This is a genomic window from Bradyrhizobium embrapense (assembly GCF_001189235.2).
Taxonomy (GTDB): Bacteria; Pseudomonadota; Alphaproteobacteria; order Rhizobiales; family Xanthobacteraceae; genus Bradyrhizobium; species Bradyrhizobium embrapense.
In genome coordinates, this window is sequence record NZ_LFIP02000008.1 from 26054 (window position 1) to 41937 (window position 15884).

A 15884-nucleotide genomic window follows, 5' to 3' on the forward strand; every position below is an offset into this window, starting at 1 on the left:
TCAGTCGTCCAGCCTGGAGAGCTGGTCGCGGTCAACCAGCATGATTTCACGCTGGTTCGAGCCGAGGAAATTGAGCGCTCCGTAGGCGTGCAGCTTGGATAGCGCCCGCGAGACGGTCTCCAGAGTGAGTCCGAGATAGTCGGCGATATCACGCCGGCACATCGGCAGGGCGACGACGCCGACACCGGTCAGCCGGCGATCCATTTCGAGCAGGAACGCGGCCACCCGCTCCAACGCTGTCTTGCGGCCGAGCAACAGCATGTGGTCTTCGGCATGCTGCAGGTTGCTGGTGGTCATGATTAGCAGGTTGCGAGCCAGCGCGGAATCGGAATGCGCCACCCGTTCGAGACTGCTCCGCCTGATCAGGCGCACATCGGTGTCGACGATCGCTTCGGCTGTGAAGCGATGGAATTCGGTATTCTCAAGGCCGAAAATGTCTCCGACGAGATGAAAAGCGCCGATCTGGCGCCGTCCGTCGGAGAGCAGCTTGTAGCTACGGGCAGCTCCTGAAAGCACCTGGTAGACATACTCCGCGGGCTCGCTCTCGCCGTAGATCTCGGCGCCCCTTCTGTAATGGAATTCGCTGGTGATGAAGGTGGCGTGCGGGGCGGTCAGCCCACCGAGGACGCTCGGTACATCGGCCGGTCTGACATTGACGCGAGCGAACATGGACCAACTCTCTGTACGATGACTTGCGGCGCGGGTCGCGCCTCGAAATGCTTGTCCGCGCGCAATGACTACGACACGTCCCGACCGGGCTCTATTGATCTTGAGGCCATTGTCCCAAAGGACAGGGGCGGAATGCGGCAATTTGTTCGTAATTGCTACGCAAGTCCTGGACTACTTTTCAATTTTCACGACGATAGCCTGGTGCTAGCTTTCTGAACCACTGGTCTTCGGGCTCCGAACGCTATGGGCAAGGCAATTCGGCTCTCTGGACTGATCATCCTGCTGGCTACGTTGCTGGCGCCGGCTGGTCTCGCGGCGCAAGAGACACGTCGGCATTCCATGCTGGTGCTGGACCAGTCCGATCGGCGGGACGCCTTCTACTATCAGGTTTTCGCCGGACTGCGCGATGCCGTGAGCGCGCACGGTCACGCTCCGACCACCGTCTATACCGAAAGTCTCGATCTCAATCGCTTCGGCGGTGAGACCTATCAGGACGGTTTCCGCAGATTTCTCGAGGAGAAATATCGGGACCGGCCGATCGGCGTCGTGGTTGCCGTTGGCGCAGCGGCGCTTGAGCTTGCGATCCGCTGGCGCCCCCAGCTCTGGCCCAATACGCCGATCGTCTTCGCACTGGTCGAGGAAGCCGACTTCAGGCGAATGCGACCGCCTCCCGATGTCACCGGCAGCATACTCAGCCTGAAGTTCAAGGATGCCGTCACGGCCGCGCGAGCCGTCGTGCCCAAGCTCAATACCGTCGTGGTGGTTGGCGCGGATTGGGAACAGCAGGTCCTGTTTCACAACTGGAAGGACCAGGTTGCGGCCGGCATCCCGGGCCTCGACATTGTCGAGATCGTCGGACGTCCGATGCCTGACGTCATCGAACAGCTCGCCGCGCTTCCCGACCACAGCGCGATCATTTACACCGGCCTCTACAGCGACGGTAAGGGTAACTACTATCCGCCCTCGGATGCCCTCGCCGCTGTCGCAGCGAAGGCACATCGTCCGATCGTAGTCGCGGCGGAGACGTTGCTCGAGCCGGGCGGCATCGGCGGATTTGTCATCGTGCCGTCCCTGATCGGCGCCGACGCGGCACAGCGGGCGCTGCGGATACTGGATGGCGAAGCGCCGGAGAGCCTGCCGCCGTCGGTCATCGATGCCGTGAAACCGATCTTCAATTGGCGTCAGATGCGGCGCTGGAACGTGAGCGAAGCCAATCTGCCGCAAGGCAGCGAAATTCGCTTCCGCGAACCGAGTTTTCTTGAAAGATATCGTTGGCGCGCGATTGCGCTCGGCACCGCGCTGCTGGTCCAGACCTTGCTGATTGGATTCCTGCTGCACGAGCGGCTTATGCGGCGCAAGGCGGAGGTCGACGCCAGCAATCAGCAGTCCCAGCTTGCCCACATCAATCGTCAGGCGACCGCCGGAGAGCTGTCGTCCTCGATCGCCCATGAGCTCAATCAGCCGCTCGGCTCGATCTTGACCAATGCGGAGAGCGCGGAGCTGATCCTCAGTTCGCCCGCGCCGGACCTTCAGGAGGTGCGGGAGATCATTTCCGACATCAAGCGCGACGATCTGCGCGCGAGCGAGGTGATCCGACGGATGCGCAGCCTGCTGAAGCGTGCGCCGTTCGAGAAGAAGGAGATCGACCTGAACCAGACCATGCGGGAGGCTTTCGACTTCCTCAAGCTGCAGGCCTCGGCGCGCAATGTCGCGATCTACCTGCAGACGTCGCCGCAGACCCTGTGGGTGAAGGGTGACCCGGTTCAGTTGCAGCAGGTTATCCTCAACCTCGCGGTCAACAGCATGGACGCGATGGCCAAAATGCCATACGGGCGCACGATCATCGGGCGTACCGAAGTCAACGGCGCGGCGTCGGCCGTGATTTCGATCTGCGATTCCGGTCCCGGAATTCCCCAGGAGCGGCTGAACGAGATTTTCGATCCGTTCTTCACCACCAAAGAGCAGGGAATGGGCATCGGCCTGTCAATCGCCAGGACGATCGTGCTGGCGCATAGCGGTCAAATCTGGGCCGAGAACCAATCGGGCGGCGGAGCGGCTTTCCATCTTTCATTGCCGCTGGCGGCATAGTCCGTTTGGGCTCTTCCTTCGGCAGGAGGCAGTGCTAATTTAAAGCGGTCGTGGAGGAGAGAGGGCAATGCACGCTTACGTGCATATTGTCGACGACGACGCCTCGTTTCGCACAGCGCTCGAGCGCCGGCTCAAGCTCGCCGGCTACCAGGTTGCGACATATGCATCGGCCCGGCAACTGCTCGATCGATTGCCAGGCGACGAAGAAGCCGGCTGTATCCTGCTGGACGTTCGCATTCCCGGAATGAGTGGCCCGGAGCTGCAGACTCGTCTTAACGAGCTGGAGTCGACGCTTCCGATCGTCTTCCTCACCGGACATGCCGACACCGCGACCACCGTGCAGGCGATCAAGGCTGGAGCCGAGGATTTTCTGACCAAGCCGATCGCGTCGGGACAGCTGATCGAGGCAATCAATCGCGCCGTTGCCCGACACGAGCTGGTCCGCAGCCGGCGAACCAGGCTCGACGCGCTTCGCGCGCTGCTGGCGAGGTTGACGCCACGCGAGCGGCAGGTGTTCGATCAGATCGTGCGCGGCCGGATCAACAAGCAGATCGCCTATGAGCTCGGTACCACGGAGCGCACCATCAAGGCGCATCGTCACCAGGTCATGGAGAAGATGCAGGTGCAGTCGCTTGCCGAACTGGTCTCGATCGCCGAGCGGCTCGGCGCGCGGGAGCTCGATGATGAGGTCAAGGGTTGACCGGTGCGGGCGGCCTAAGGCGGTTCATGTCCCATGGTACAATATGAAAGCTCTGTGACGGCGCGTATTTCCAAAATTGGCCGCGACGATGTCGCGCGCCGGCGAGACGTCGATGCGTCCGTCGCCAAGGCGAGGACGCTGGGCATCACGTCGAGATTCAGCGATAAGGTAGAGGCGCCCGATTTGCCGACCGCGAAAATTGTCCTCGTCGTAGACGATAATCCGTCGATGCTCCGCGGAATTGGGCGGCTGCTACGGGAATGCGGATTTGCATCCAGATTGTTCGAGAGCGGAAATGCCTTGTTGATGGATGGCGAGTTGGATTGCGCATTGTGCCTGATCCTGGACGTCAATCTCAGCGATGGTTCAGGGATTGAACTGCGACACCGCCTGACGGATCGAGGCATCGAGGTTCCCGTCATCTACATCACCGGAAATGACAACCCGGCGACGCGCATGGCCGCAATGGCATCGGGATGCGTGGCCTATCTGACCAAGCCGTTCACGGCAAAATCGCTGATGCAGCCGATCGAACAATTGCTGGCTGGGGTGGTCTAGCGATCGCGGGTCTCGATCATTCGTCAATGGCCTGGTCGAGTGTCAGCGCCGGTGCGCCCTTGCGCACGGTCGCAAAGCCGCCGAGTGGCACAGATGTCGTCACCGTCAGAATGCTGGTGTCGACCACGTCGATCGCGAGCGCCTTTCCGCCGTCCATTTCCTCGATCAGCCTGGGATCGGCAATATCAGCCGCAATACACATGTTGCTCACGCACCAGGTATAAGGCATGCGATGGACCTGCTGCTGGTCAACGGACAGTTTGACCCCGGCTTGCAGGTACATCCCGACCGGAAGGAACAGCTGGAGACGGGAAGACCCGTCTTCGCGCTCGATCAGATCGACGCGAACGGCGGTCTGGCCGGTCCCGAAAGTGCCGGTGATCGTCGTTCGGCATAATGTCTTGGCGCCGCCTGCGGTGAAGCAGAGCTTCCGCCAATCGCCAAATTTGACGTCCCGCGCCACGCGTGCGCCTCGCGAGACGACCTCGGCGCCGTCCTTGACTGCCGCGGGCGGCGGGGGCGACTGCTGGCTGTGCGCAGCGCTGGTGCCGGCAACGAACAGCACCGACGTCGCCAAGGCACCGTACAGGGTACGAGATCGGACCATGGGCACTCCTCCAGCAAATTGCGCCTAGCGAACCTTGTCGAGAAATCGCTCGACCAATGGCGACCAGATGGGAATGGAATCGGGAGAACCGATCAGGAAATGCCCTTCGTCGCCGAATGGCGGCAACAGGTGGTACTCGGCTCGGCCACCGGCGCTCGTGAACGCTTCATACATTCGCTTCGAGAGGGCCGGACCGAAGAAGGTGTCGTTCTCGATGTAGAGCCACAGCATGGGTACCCGTGACGTATGGCCGAAGAAGCCGGTCGCTTTGACCAAACGATCGGGATTGCAATTGTTGTTGGGCTTGCCATCGACCCGGCCGCCGCGGCCGGCTGCAAAGGTGATGATGGCCTTGACTTGCGGAGGATTGAGGCTCGACAGTGCGATTGCGGCCCAACCACCGGCCGATTGCCCGACGACGATGACGCCATCCCGCAGGGTGCGCTGTTCGGCGGCCATGTAGTCGATGATCCAGAGATCGACCTGCGCGACCGCGAGGCCCGGATCGAGGAAATTGGGATTGCTGCATTTCCCGACCTTGGAAAAGAACGGACCATAGAGACCGCGTTCCGGAATATCGATGGCCGCCGCGCCGTAGCCGGTACCGACTGGCGCAATCACGAGATAACCGCGCCGTGCAAACCACATCGCGGCGTCGCGAAACTCGACCAGCGGGAAGAAGCTCCGATCCCTAGCGTTCAGCGACACGCCATGATTCATGATGACCAGCGGGAAGGGGCCGTCACCCACCGGGCGGACCAGGTAGGCGAACATCGGCAGTGGGAGCGGCAGTGCCCAGATCTCCTCCTGGATGCGTTGGGATGCGCCTTGGTCATCGGTATGTGCCGGAGCGGTCAGGCCAAGCAGCACAACGGTTGCGGTTGCGAGGATCCGTAAGCGGTGCTGACGCATGCCATGCGCTCCAGCGGTCGTCCGGCAAACGTGTGGGTCACGATAATCAAGCCGAGCCTGGTTAGAAGCACATCGCCGGCAACGAGGTTTGATCTGAGTCAACGAGCATCGGCCCTTGCGGCGCGACGACATCCGACCATTGCGTTTCATATGGCGGGCATGATGTCGGTCCAGGATGAGACGAGCTGGATCCGCTGGTTTCCGCCGGCGAATTGGCTCGCTGGCTATTGCGGATCCTGGCTCGGAGCGGATGCGATCGCCGGAGTCACGCTGGCGGCCTACGCGATTCCGGTGTCGCTGGCATACGCCGGGCTCGCCGGCCTGCCGCCGCAGATCGGCGTCTACGGCTATCTGCTTGGCGGCGTGGGCTACGCCTTGTTCGGCTCGTCCCGGCAGCTCGCGGTGGGACCGACCTCGGCGATCTCGCTGATGATTGCCGGCGCCGTTGGCATACTCGCCGGCGGCGATGCCACGCGTTATGAACAAATCGTCAGCCTCGTTGCCTTCAGCGTCGCGGTGCTCTGCGTGATTGCCTGGCTGTTCAAGCTCAGCCTGCTGGTACGGTTGATCAGCGATAGCATCCTGGTCGGCTTCAAGGCCGGAGCAGGGCTCACCATCATCATGAGCCAGCTGCCGAGCCTGTTCGGCGTAGCGGGCGGCGGCCACAATTTCTTCGACCGTGCGATCAAGATCGCCGGCCAGCTCGGCGATACAAGGCCACTGGTGCTCGGAATTGGTGTGGCTGCGACCATGCTGCTCCTGCTCGGCGAGCGCAGGCTGCCCGGAAAGCCCGTCGGGCTCGCCGTGGTCGCGCTCTCGATCCTCACCGTCTCCATCCTTGGCCTTGCGGAAATAGGATTGCCGGTGACCGGAAAGATTCCGACCGGATTGCCGGCGCTCGCGCTGCCGACGTTCGGCCTGCTCGAATTTGACGACCTCTTTCCGATTGCCGCCGGATGCCTGGTGCTGGCCTATGTGGAAGGTGTGTCCGCTGCGCGAAGCTTCGCGGCAAAGCACGGCTACCCGCTGAATGTCCGGCAGGAGTTCTTGGGACTCGGCGCGGCCAATCTCGCTGCAGCGTTGGGGCATGGCTATCCCGTCGCCGGCGGCCTGTCGCAGTCGGCGGTCAATGACGCTGCCGGCGCCCGGACGCCCTTGGCTCTCGTATTCTGCTCTGTGACCCTTGCACTCTGCCTGCTGTTCTTCACCGGTCTTCTAACCAATCTGCCGAAGACCGTGCTTGCCGCGATCGTCTTTTCGGCGGTCTACAAATTGGTCGATATTCGAGCACTCGCCCGAATGTGGCGGATCAGCCGGATCGATTTCTATGCGGCGGTCATCGCACTCGTATCCGTGCTGTTCCTCGGAATCCTGCAGGGCGTGCTGCTGGCGGCCGCCGCCTCGATCTTCCTCCTGCTGCTGCGAGCGTCCCAACCCAACGTCGCGTTTCTTGGCCGTCTCCCGGGTAGCGGCCGCTATTCCGACCGGGCGCGCCATGACGGCGTGGAGCCGCTAAACGGGGTGGTCGCCTTTCGCCCTGAGACCTCGTTGCTTTATGTCAATGCCGAGACGATCTTCGAAGCGGTGCTGACCGCACTGCAGACGTCCCCCAACGTCAAGCTGGTGGCCTGTGACCTGTCGGCCTCGCCATTCATCGACCTGGCGGGGTCGCGCATGCTGCACGATCTCCACCAGGAACTCACATCGCGCGGAATCACGTTCTGCATTGTCGGCGCACACGCGCAGTTGCGCGATCTGCTTCAGGCGGATGGTCTTGCCGACAAGACCGACAGCGGAGACTGGATGCGCACGCTCGACAGCGTATTGAGCAGCAGAATGGCATCGGCAAGCCACTGACGCGTGTGGCGGGGCGGGCCGCTCCCGGCTCCAGCTCGGTTGCATCGCAAGATATCCCGGTCGCTCAGCCAATAGGGTTTGTCTCAATCTGGTTGCGGCTTGACTTGGATCAAGCCGGGCGGTGGGCACCGTTCCTACGATTGGAGCGAACCAGCGCCAAAATCGGGAGATATCGATGGCCAACGACGCGAAGCCGGCACAGCAGCGCATCGACCAGTTCTTCTCCGGACCCGGCGGGCGCGCGGACAATTGGCGCGATCTGGTCGAGGCGGCAAAGGCGTGGAGCGGCGGCGGCGACCGTGCGCCGTATGACGCGGCGCTGTCGGCGATTGCGGTCACGGAGGAGTTTCACGGCTACCCGGGCCTGCGCTTGATGACGGCGCTGAAGGAAGCCGCGGCGGCGGGCGACGCCGCCGCCTCGCATATGCTCGCGGCGCGGATCGCGCAGGCGCTTCAGACAAAATCGTTCCGCCAGCATGCCGGTGACTGGAGCACGCAGGACGACGGCAACGGCGACGTTCCGGATTTGCTCCCACCAACGCTCGGACATTCGGCTGCGCGCCGTCCCTACTTCGAGACCCTGATCGTGACGGGAGTGCCTGCCAGCAACTGGCCGGGACTCCTGGCGGAATGGCGCAAGCTGCGGCGTCCGTTCGACGCCTTCATCTATGAGCCTGTGGTCGTCGGCAGCCTCGAGGACGCGTTCTGCGCCACCATCCTGAACCCCAATTTTGCAGCGGTCGTGATCAATGAGGGCTTCGCCCTGCGTTCGCGTCACGACGCGCCGGTGCTTCGATCCATGATGACCGCGATGGGGCTCAGCCATGAATCCGACGCGTCTGCATTGGGGCTGGCTCACATCCTGAAGCGGGTTCGTCCGGAGCTCGACATCTACCTGATGTCGAACCGCGACGTGGAAACTATCGCTGGCAATCCCGCGGCCGACGTGGTGCGCCGGGTGTTCTACTCGGTCGAGGATATCCTCGAACTGCACCTTTCAATCCTCGAAGGCGTACAGGATCGCTTCGACACGCCGTTCTTCGACAATCTGAAGAAATACGCGCAGCGGCCGATCGGGACCTTCCACGCGCTGCCGATCGCACGGGGCAAGTCGGTCTTCAAGTCCGACTGGATCCGCGACATGGGTGAATTCTACGGGCTGAACCTGTTCCTGGCCGAGAGCAGCGCCACCACCGGCGGCCTCGACAGCATGCTGGAGCCGACCGGCAACATCAAGAAGGCGCAGGAGAAGGCCGCACGCGCGCTCGGCGCAGATCGCGTCTACTTTGTCACCAACGGCACCTCGACCTCGAACAAGATGGCGGTGCAGGCGCTGCTGGGTCCCGGCGACATCGCGATCGTCGATCGCAACTGCCACAAGTCGCACCACTACGGCATGGTGCTCGCCGGCGCGCAGCCGCTCTACGTCGAGGCATTCCCGATGACGGAATACTCGATGTACGGCGCGGTGCCCCTGAAGACGATCAAGCAGGCGCTGCTGAACGCAAAGGCCGATGGCCGGCTCGACCGGGTCAAGATGATCGACCTGACCAATTGCACCTTCGACGGTCACATATACAACACTCGGCGGGTGATGGAGGAATGCCTCGCGATCAAGCCCGACCTGATCTTCCTCTGGGATGAGGCCTGGTTCGGCTTCGCGCGGTTCTCGCCATTCCTGCGGCGGCGAACCGCGATGGGCGCGGCGAACGAGATCGAAGCCTGGATGCGCGATCCAAAATCGGTTGCCGCCTACGAGAAGCAACAGGCCGAGCTCGGCAAGAACCCGTCGGACGAGGTGCTGCTCAAGACCAGGCTTATTGCTGATCCGCGTCAGATCCGGTTGCGGGTCTACCAGACCAACTCGACGCACAAGTCGATGTCGGCGATTCGGCAGGGTTCGATGCTGGCGGTCAAGGACATCGAGTTTCACACGGTCGAAGCGCAGTTCAAGGAGGCCGTATTCACGCACGCATCGACCAGTCCGAACCAGCAGCTGATTGCAAGCCTCGACGTCTCGCGGCGCCAGATGGAGCTCGAAGGTTACGGACTAGTGGCCAATGCCATGGAAATCGCGTTTGCCATACGCAATGCGGTCAACACCAATCCACTGATCTCCAAGTATTTCCGTGTCCTCGGCGCGGACGCGATGGTGCCGAAGCAATATCGCCAGAGCGGGTTCACCGATTACCTCGCTGATGGCACCAACTGGGCGAGCGCGCTGAAGAGTTTAAACGACGACGAGTTTTGCCTCGATCCGACCCGCATGACGCTGGTCTGCGGCACGGCCGGCTACGACGGAACGCAGTTCAAGGGTCTGCTTGCCAGCCGCTACAACATCCAGGTCAACAAGACCTCGCGTAACTCTGTCCTGATCCAGTCCAACATCAACAACACGCGGAGCGACGTCGCGCATCTGGTCCGGGTGCTGGCCGAAATCTCCGGCGAAATCGATCGCGGCCTGGCCAAAGGCGGAGCGAACGCCAGGGTCGATTTCGACATGCGGGTCAACAGTCTGATGAAGGACGTGCCCGACCTGCCGAACTTCTCGCATTTCCACGAGGCCTATCGCGGCGATGCGGGCACGAAGACGAACGAAGGTGACATCCGCAGCGGGTTCTATTCAGCCTATGATGCTGCCGGATGTGAATACATTCGCTTGAACGATCCCGAGATCGACCGGCGCCTGAAGAACGGTCCGGCTCTCGTCTCCGCGAGCTTCGTGATCCCGTATCCGCCGGGCTTCCCGATCATGGTCCCTGGCCAGGTCATCACGCAGGAGACCATCGACTTCATGCGCAAGCTCGATGTGAAGGAGATCCATGGCTATGACGCGGCCGAGGGTCTGAAGCTCGTGACCACCGAGGCGCTGGCCAGGATGGGCAGGCCGCGGGCAGCCGCGCCGAAGCTGAAGGCTGCGTCATAAAGGGAAGATATCCCGCAAGGCGCCTTCGCATTCTTGCGGCGATGATCCTTGCGCAACAGGTCGTAACGCAACCGGAGGGACACTATGAGGAAAGTGAGTTTGATCGGAGCTCTTGCTGCACTGTTGTTGGGATTGGCCGGCTTCAGCACACCGTCGCTGGCCGAAACCGGCTCGGTCGCCGTCATCTTCACCAAGGGTGGCTTCATCGTCGGTGTCGGAGGTGGCGAGGGCGTCTTGACCCTGCGCGGCAAGCACTATCCGTTCACGGTATCGGGCATGAGCGTCGGCTTCACGATCGGCGCCTCGACCACCAAGCTTGTCGGTCGCGCCTTCAACCTCAGAGGCCCCGCGTCGATCGAAGGCTCCTACAGCGCGGCAGGCGCCGGCGGGGCGATCGCCGCGGGTGCCGGCGGCGTGCAGTTGCAGAATGCCAATGGCGTGATCTTGCAGCTTAGCGGGCCCAAGGTGGGTGCCGAGGTATCGGCCGCGGTGGGCGGCGTTTCCATCCGCTTGAAATAGGTCTGAAAGACGAGGCCGCGCCCTGCGCGGCCTCATCTTTCAATAGCGCTCTTCGACGAACTTCATCCCGCGCAGACCGGCTTGATCGTTGTAGCGACCCTTGTTGGAGCGTCTGGGCAGCTTGACTTTGTCGCGTTTGATCCGTCCGTGCGGAATTGTCTTCAGCAGAAACGAGATGCAGTTCAGCCGCGCCCGCCGCTTGTCGTCGGAGCGGATGATGTGCCAGGGCGCATGCTTCGAGCTCGTCGCCTTGAACATCAGATCGCGTGCCCGGGAATAATCGTACCAGCGCCGGTAGGATTCCGTGTCCATCGGGCTCAGCTTCCATTGCCGCAGCGGATCGTCGATCCGGGCCCTGAAGCGGCGTTCCTGCTCGTCCATCCCGACCTCGAGCCACAGCTTGATCAGGATGATGCCGCCCTCGATGATGTACTGCTCCATCTGCGGGCAAAGCGAGAGGAAGCGCTTGTGCTCCGCCGGCGTGCAGAATCCCATCACGTATTCGACGCCTGCGCGATTGTACCAGCTACGATCGAAGATCACGATCTCGCCGGCAGCCGGAAATTGCTGCATGTAGCGCTGGAGAAAGAGCTGGGTCTTTTCACGGTCAGATGGTGCCGGGAGGGCCACCACGCGGAACACGCGCGGGCTGACCTTCTCGGTCAGGGCCTTGATGGTTCCGCCCTTGCCGGCCGCATCGCGTCCCTCGAACAGGATGATGACCCTGAGCTTGTGAGTCTGCACCCATTCTTGCAGATGGCAGAGCTTGACCTGCAGCTTTTGCAGCTCTTCCTCATAATCCTTGCGCTTCATCTTCTCTGCGGACTTGTCTTTCGCCATCGATACCCGTCCGTCGTTTGAGCTCTTAGCCCCAGGCAATGACGATGCCGATGTCGCCGGGCATGCCACCGGGGTAGTCGACGACCTGGTAGCGGATGCGGTAGCCGCGCGGCTGCAGATAGTCCGCCCAGAGCTGGTATATTTCCTTGGGAATGCCCGTCAGCGTCTTCTCCCAGCCAGCCTCCATCTGATTGATGGCCCGCCCGTTGTCGGTGCACAGCGTGTTGGGGAAGCGATAGACCTGCACTTCAGTCAGTCCGTTGCGCATCGCGCGCTGAATCACGGTCGAGGCCAGCTTGACCTTCTCGTCCTCGCTGAGGCCGGACGGCTTGCTCAACCGCTCGATCAGGGCGCGCTTCTCGGCCTCAACAGCCGCCGCGCGCTTGGCATGCTCCTCTGCCTTTTCCGTTTCCTTGAGCGCTGCCTGCCTCTGGATCTCGTGCGCATTCGGGATCAGGTCATCGATTTTCTCTCGCATGGCTGGGGTCTCCTGGGCCCGATCTTCCACCGTGCCTGCGAACGGTAGGGGCGAGCCGACCAGCTTCCTTGATCCAGATCAAGCAAGCGCGGTAGGATGATCAGCAGTGTCGATCAAGATTTGCCTGCGTTTATGTTGCAACCGGGAGACTTGGCTTGAACGAACAAATCCATCCGGCAGCCCCGCATCATCTGCCGTTCTTCATTCCCGGCGCCGACGGGTCGGATACCCTGATGGTGGTGATGGGCATCTTCCTTGTAGCGACTGTCCTGTGGGTCGGCACGCTCTACTGGAAACTGCACAGCCTGCCGGAGCGCATGGCGCACAAAAGCCAGAAGCTTCAGTTTGAATTCGTCGCCGTCCTCGGCCTGATATCGCTTTTCACCCACATGCATATCTTCTGGATCGCCGGCCTGCTGCTGGCACTCATCGACCTGCCGGATTTCGGCACGCCGATCCGCAGCATTGCCGGCTCCGTCGAGCGCATCGCTGATGCCACGCCGGGCGCGCCCGCTGCCGAACCGGAATCCGAAGCCGCATCTGACAGCAGCCCCGACGCCCGGACGCGCTCGAAGCAGGAGGTGCACGACCATGCTTGAGCTCATGATCTGCTCGCTGGTGACGATCCTGCCGGATTACCTCTACCGCCGCTATCGGCAAGGCAAGCGGTTCGGCAAGGAGATCACGTTCTTTTCCGTCTGGTACGAACTGAGATGGGGGATCACCGGCTGCCTGATGCTTACGATCTCGCTGATCACGATGATCTTCTACTTCCATCCATCGACAACCTCCGCGGCGATCTACTTCAGGACCGTGCCGATCCTGCCCGAAGGTTCCGGCCGGGTCGTCGAGGTCAATGTCGACTTCACCGCGCCGGTGAAGAAGGGCGATGTCCTGTTCCGGCTCGATAGTTCGAAGCAAGAGGCTGCCCTCGAGACAGCCAAGCGGAAGGTCGCCGAAGTCGACGCGTCGCTGGTCTCGGCGCAGGCCGACGTCGTCAAGGCGGATGCTCAGATCGGGGAGGCGAAAGCATCCTTGCAGCAAGCCAAGGATGAACTGGACGTGAAGAGCGAATTGCAGCGCCGCAATCCGGGCATCGTGCCGCAACGGGACATCGAAAAGCTGCAGGTGCTGGTTGACCAGCGGCAATCCGGCGTCGACGCGGCCAATGCCGTCAAGGAATCGGCGGCGTTGCGCGTCTCCACGTTGTTGCCGGCCGAGAAGGCGAGCGCCGAGGCCGCGCGCGCGCAAGCGCAAGTGGATCTCGACAAGACCTTCGTCCGTGCCGGCGTCGACGGCCGCGTCGAGCAATTTCTGGTTCGCCCCGGGGACCTCGTCGCCCAGATCATGCGGCCGGCCGGAATCATGATACCGGACGAAGCGGGCCGCAACAGGTTGCAGGCGGGCTTCGGGCAGATCGAGGCCCAGGTGATGAAGCCCGGCATGGTCGCTGAAGCCGCCTGCATGTCGAAACCCTGGGTGATCATCCCGCTGGTTGTCACCAGCGTGCAGGATTTCATCGCCGCCGGTCAGTTTCGGTCCAGCGAGTTGTTGGTCGACCCGCAGAACCTGCAAAAGCCGGGTTCGATCCTCGTGTTCCTTGAGCCGCTCTACAAGGGTGGCCTTGACGGCGTCACACCGGGCAGCAGTTGCATCGTCAATGCCTACACCAGCAACCATGACGTGATTGCCGATCCGAAAACCGGCGCGTTGAAGGGTTTTGCCCTCCACGCCGTCGACGCGACCGCACTCGTTCATGCACTGCTGCTTCGGATCCAGGCTCTGCTGCTGCCGATCCAGACGCTGGTGCTCGGTGGTCACTGACGGGCGCGAACAGGGAGACTGCAGATGAAGCCGGACGGCAAGCTTCGCGCAATCGTGGTGGCGGGCATGATCTTCGCACTGCCGGATCATTCGCTCGCGTTCGATCTCGCCGGCGCTTGGGCCACGAGCGCGAACCAATGCGGCAAGGTGTTCGCCCGCAAGGGCAGGGCAAACCAGGTCACGTTCACGAATTTCTCCGGGGTCTATGGCGGCGGCTTCATCGCAGAGGCCGATCGCCTGAGGGGCAAGTTCGAGAACTGCAAGATCAAATCGCGCAAAGATGACGGCAAGGACATCAATATCATCGTGGGTTGCGCTTCGGGGATCATGGTGTCCAACGTGCAGTTCTTCCTCAAGGTCGTCGACGACGACACCATCACGCGCGAGTTTCCGGGTATCGAGGGGATGCAGGTCTCCTATTATCGCTGCAAGCTCTAGCGGCATGCAGCCTTTGACCAAATTCCGCGGCCCGATATGATTGAGCGTTGTGAAGCAAAATCCGATCAACATCGGATTGACCGAGTAGCGCGCCGTGGATCCGAGCAATTTGCCAAGGTCGTTGCGCATCGCCCTGGTCGCCGGGCTCGTGCTGATGCTCGCGGGGGCCACTTTGTTGGCCTATCGCTGGTATCTTCGGCCGACAACGCTCACGGTGGCGGTCGGTTCGCTCGATGGCGAGGCGAACAAGCTCGTTTCGGCGATCGCCGGCAAGCTCACGGAGTCGAAGGCCACGGTCCGGCTTCGCCTGGTCCAGACCACGGGGCCGCTCGAGTCTGCCGCTGCGTTCGCGTCCGGAAAGGTTGATCTCGCGGTGGTGCGTGGCGATGTCGGCGACCTGTCACAGGCCCAGGCCGTGACCGTGCTGGCCCATGCCGCCGTGCTGATCGTTGCTCCGCCCGGGGTTTCGATATCTGACGTGACGGAGCTGAAGCGCACCACGCTCGGCGTGATCGGGGTCGACACCAATCAGAAGCTGATCAAGGTGTTGTCGGGCGAATACGATCTTGCGCGCGCAGGCGTGACGTTCAAGCCGCTTCTGCCCTCGGACGCGCGCCGGGCGCTGGAAACTAAGGAAGTCCGCGCCATCCTGCTCGTGATTCCTCTGACCGAGAAATATCTGTCCCTCCTGCGGAGCGTTGTCCCGCACACATCGCGAACCGGCCCCGTGATGATTGCCATCGAGTCCGCGGGCGCGATTGCAGAAAAGGAGCGCGCCTACGAAAGCTTTGACGTGCCAAAGGGAACATTGCGGGGCTCGCCGCCAATTCCTCCCGATGACCTGACGACACTGCGGACCTCATTCTACCTGGTGGCGCAGAAGACGCTCGGCAACGACCTGATCGGCGACCTGACTCAGTCGATCATGACCGCACGGCACGATCTGCTTGCTGAATTGCCCGGGCTGGCGCAGATCGTGACGCCCGACACCGACGCGGACGCCTACATCCCCGTACATCCAGGCGCTGCCGCGTTCTACGAAGGGACCCGGGAGAGCTTTCTCGATCAATGGGGAAATGCGATTTTCCTGGCGCCGATGATCGCTGGGGGCCTTGCATCGGTGCTTGCCGCCGCCTGGAAATTTCTCCGGCCGGCCGAGACCCCGAGCCGCAAGGAAGCGCTCGACATGCTTTATGCGCTGGGACCTCGGATCCGCGCGGCCGAGCATGTGCCGGAACTGGAAGAGATCGAGCGGGAAATCGACCAGGTGCTGCGGATGCAGCGCAGCCAGCCGGTCGGGGACGACAAGGGCGAGCGTGCCGTCACCGCGGTGAACGTTGCGGCCCATCGGCTCGAAAGTCTGATCCACGATCGCCGCGCCCATCTTGCGTTGCGGCAAGCGGACCAGGTCGGAAGCTGAGCGAGCTGGCGCTTTCCTTGATCTCGATCAAGGGGCGGACGTGGCCGT

Annotated in this window: 15 protein-coding genes; 10 read left to right on the forward strand and 5 right to left on the reverse strand. The window is 62.2% G+C overall.

All coding sequences use genetic code 11. The annotated features are described in order from the left end of the window. Nucleotides 1–669, reverse strand: coding sequence for a helix-turn-helix domain-containing protein (locus tag AKN83_RS28695; RefSeq protein WP_050404187.1), 669 nt, complete (start codon nt 667–669; stop codon nt 1–3). Nucleotides 670–912: 243 nt separating this feature from the next. Between AKN83_RS28695 and AKN83_RS28700 the strand changes: the two genes are divergently transcribed. From AKN83_RS28700 to AKN83_RS28710, 3 genes are all read left to right on the forward strand, one after another. After that, a complete protein-coding gene (locus AKN83_RS28700) occupies nt 913–2757 on the forward strand; it encodes a sensor histidine kinase (RefSeq protein WP_050404188.1) in 1845 nt (614 codons plus the stop codon). Nucleotides 2758–2824: 67 nt separating this feature from the next. Further along, nucleotides 2825–3457, forward strand: coding sequence for a response regulator transcription factor (locus AKN83_RS28705; RefSeq protein ID WP_083992306.1), 633 nt, complete (start codon nt 2825–2827; stop codon nt 3455–3457). Between the two features lie 54 nt (nt 3458–3511). Continuing rightward, nucleotides 3512–4015, forward strand: a complete 504-nt coding sequence (locus AKN83_RS28710; protein WP_347336842.1) for a response regulator — start codon at nt 3512–3514, stop codon at nt 4013–4015. A gap of 16 nt (nt 4016–4031) precedes the next feature. On the opposite strand, the gene AKN83_RS28715 is transcribed toward AKN83_RS28710, so the two are convergent. Together AKN83_RS28715 and AKN83_RS28720 are read right to left on the reverse strand one after the other, a co-directional pair. Beyond that, nucleotides 4032–4580, reverse strand: coding sequence for an invasion associated locus B family protein (locus AKN83_RS28715; protein WP_244522144.1), 549 nt, complete (start codon nt 4578–4580; stop codon nt 4032–4034). A 66-nt stretch (nt 4581–4646) separates the two neighbouring features. Beyond that, the gene (locus tag AKN83_RS28720; RefSeq protein ID WP_050404190.1) at nt 4647–5534 is read right to left on the reverse strand and encodes an alpha/beta hydrolase family protein; all 888 of its coding nucleotides are present in this window, start codon (nt 5532–5534) and stop codon (nt 4647–4649) included. A gap of 162 nt (nt 5535–5696) precedes the next feature. Here AKN83_RS28720 and AKN83_RS28725 point away from each other — a divergent pair, with 162 nt between their 5' ends. From AKN83_RS28725 to AKN83_RS28735, 3 genes are all read left to right on the forward strand, one after another. After that, nucleotides 5697–7391 (forward strand): SulP family inorganic anion transporter, encoded by a 1695-nt coding sequence (locus AKN83_RS28725; protein ID WP_050404257.1) that lies wholly within the window; start codon nt 5697–5699, stop codon nt 7389–7391. 175 nt (nt 7392–7566) lie between these two features. After that, a complete protein-coding gene (locus AKN83_RS28730) occupies nt 7567–10317 on the forward strand; it encodes a decarboxylase (RefSeq protein ID WP_050404191.1) in 2751 nt (916 codons plus the stop codon). 84 nt (nt 10318–10401) lie between these two features. Beyond that, on the forward strand, nt 10402–10836 hold the full coding sequence (locus AKN83_RS28735; protein ID WP_050404192.1) for a hypothetical protein: 435 nt from the start codon (nt 10402–10404) through the stop codon (nt 10834–10836). A 39-nt stretch (nt 10837–10875) separates the two neighbouring features. Here the strand turns inward: AKN83_RS28735 and ppk2 are convergent, their stop codons facing one another. Then, nucleotides 10876–11676 carry a polyphosphate kinase 2 gene (ppk2, locus tag AKN83_RS28740; protein WP_050404193.1) on the reverse strand — a complete coding sequence of 267 codons (801 nt, stop codon included), beginning with the start codon at nt 11674–11676 and terminating at the stop codon, nt 10876–10878. A 25-nt stretch (nt 11677–11701) separates the two neighbouring features. Continuing rightward, nucleotides 11702–12154, reverse strand: coding sequence for a hypothetical protein (locus AKN83_RS28745; RefSeq protein ID WP_050404194.1), 453 nt, complete (start codon nt 12152–12154; stop codon nt 11702–11704). Between the two features lie 155 nt (nt 12155–12309). Here AKN83_RS28745 and AKN83_RS28750 point away from each other — a divergent pair, with 155 nt between their 5' ends. The 4 genes from AKN83_RS28750 to AKN83_RS28765 all read left to right on the forward strand — a co-directional run bounded on the left by AKN83_RS28750 (nt 12310) and on the right by AKN83_RS28765 (nt 15836). Beyond that, a complete protein-coding gene (locus tag AKN83_RS28750; RefSeq protein ID WP_050404195.1) occupies nt 12310–12753 on the forward strand; it encodes a hypothetical protein in 444 nt (147 codons plus the stop codon). After that, nucleotides 12746–13978, forward strand: coding sequence for an HlyD family secretion protein (locus tag AKN83_RS28755; RefSeq protein WP_050404196.1), 1233 nt, complete (start codon nt 12746–12748; stop codon nt 13976–13978). Before AKN83_RS28750 ends, AKN83_RS28755 begins: the two co-directional genes overlap by 8 nt. Before the next feature lie 24 nt (nt 13979–14002). Then, on the forward strand, nt 14003–14416 hold the full coding sequence (locus AKN83_RS28760; protein WP_244522145.1) for a hypothetical protein: 414 nt from the start codon (nt 14003–14005) through the stop codon (nt 14414–14416). A 109-nt stretch (nt 14417–14525) separates the two neighbouring features. Next, nucleotides 14526–15836 (forward strand): type 2 periplasmic-binding domain-containing protein, encoded by a 1311-nt coding sequence (locus AKN83_RS28765; RefSeq protein ID WP_244522146.1) that lies wholly within the window; start codon nt 14526–14528, stop codon nt 15834–15836. Nucleotides 15837–15884 lie beyond the last annotated feature (48 nt).

Coding starts and splice junctions, on each gene's coding strand:
- AKN83_RS28760 (WP_244522145.1), top strand. CDS start 14,003: ATGAAGCCGGACGGCAAGCTTCGCGCAATCGTGGTGGCGGGCATGATC.
- AKN83_RS28725 (WP_050404257.1), top strand. CDS start 5,697: ATGTCGGTCCAGGATGAGACGAGCTGGATCCGCTGGTTTCCGCCGGCG.
- AKN83_RS28705 (WP_083992306.1), top strand. CDS start 2,825: ATGCACGCTTACGTGCATATTGTCGACGACGACGCCTCGTTTCGCACA.
- AKN83_RS28730 (WP_050404191.1), top strand. CDS start 7,567: ATGGCCAACGACGCGAAGCCGGCACAGCAGCGCATCGACCAGTTCTTC.
- AKN83_RS28735 (WP_050404192.1), top strand. CDS start 10,402: ATGAGGAAAGTGAGTTTGATCGGAGCTCTTGCTGCACTGTTGTTGGGA.
- AKN83_RS28755 (WP_050404196.1), top strand. CDS start 12,746: ATGCTTGAGCTCATGATCTGCTCGCTGGTGACGATCCTGCCGGATTAC.
- AKN83_RS28745 (WP_050404194.1), bottom strand. CDS start 12,154: ATGCGAGAGAAAATCGATGACCTGATCCCGAATGCGCACGAGATCCAG.
- AKN83_RS28720 (WP_050404190.1), bottom strand. CDS start 5,534: ATGCGTCAGCACCGCTTACGGATCCTCGCAACCGCAACCGTTGTGCTG.
- AKN83_RS28695 (WP_050404187.1), bottom strand. CDS start 669: ATGTTCGCTCGCGTCAATGTCAGACCGGCCGATGTACCGAGCGTCCTC.
- AKN83_RS28700 (WP_050404188.1), top strand. CDS start 913: ATGGGCAAGGCAATTCGGCTCTCTGGACTGATCATCCTGCTGGCTACG.
- ppk2 (WP_050404193.1), bottom strand. CDS start 11,676: ATGGCGAAAGACAAGTCCGCAGAGAAGATGAAGCGCAAGGATTATGAG.